This is a genomic window from Burkholderia sp. Bp9143, assembly GCF_003853645.1.
In the GTDB taxonomy this organism is placed as follows: domain Bacteria; phylum Pseudomonadota; class Gammaproteobacteria; order Burkholderiales; family Burkholderiaceae; genus Burkholderia.
Genome location: NZ_QTPO01000150.1, coordinates 1 through 905, shown reverse-complemented (window position 1 = coordinate 905; position 905 = coordinate 1). Strand labels below are relative to the sequence as shown.

Annotated in this window: 1 protein-coding gene; it reads left to right on the top strand. The window is 65.5% G+C overall.

Annotation, left to right across the window (positions count from 1 at the left end; translation table 11 throughout):
- Positions 1 to 905 (top strand): aminotransferase (locus DIE23_RS39070; RefSeq protein WP_124618209.1); only part of this gene is annotated, 905 nt, incomplete at both ends.

Below are 905 nucleotides of genomic sequence, written 5' to 3'. Positions count from 1 at the left end.
TACCTGTGGGACTCGGACGGCAACAAGGTCATCGACGGGATGGCCGGCCTCTGGTGCGTGAACGTCGGCTACGGCCGCAAGGAGCTCGCGGACGCCGCGTATTGCCAGTTGCAGGAACTGCCGTTCTACAACACGTTCTTCAAGACGACGCACCCGCCGGTGATCGAACTGTCGGCGATGCTCGCCGAAGTCACGCCCGCGGGCTTCAACCACTTCTTCTATTGCAACAGCGGCTCGGAAGGCAACGACACCGTGCTGCGTCTCGTGCACCAGTACTGGCGCGTGCAGGGCAAGCCGCAGAAGAAGTTCGTGATCTCGCGCAAGAATGGCTACCACGGCTCGACGATCGCGGGCGGCACGCTCGGCGGGATGGGCTACATGCACGAGCAGATGCCGTCGAAGGTCGAGCACATCGTCCACATCGACCAGCCGTACTTCTTCGGCGAAGCGCAAGCCGGCGAGACGCCCGAGGCGTTCGGCCTCGCGCGTGCGCGGCAGCTCGAGGCGAAGATCCTCGAACTCGGCGCGGAGAACGTCGCCGCGTTCATCGGCGAGCCGTTCCAGGGTGCCGGCGGCGTGATCTTCCCGCCATCGACGTACTGGCCGGAAATCCAGCGGATCTGCCGCAAGTACGACATCCTGCTCGTCGCCGACGAAGTGATCGGCGGCTTCGGCCGCACCGGCGAATGGTTCGCGCACCAGCACTTCGGCTTCGAGCCGGACCTGATCACGATGGCCAAGGGCCTGACGTCGGGCTACGTGCCGATGGGGGCGGTGGGCATCCACGAACGGATCGCGCGCCCGATCATCGACAACGGCGAATTCAATCACGGCCTCACGTACTCGGGCCATCCGGTCGCAGCCGCGGTGGCGGTCGCGAACCTGAAGCTGCTGCGCGACGAAGG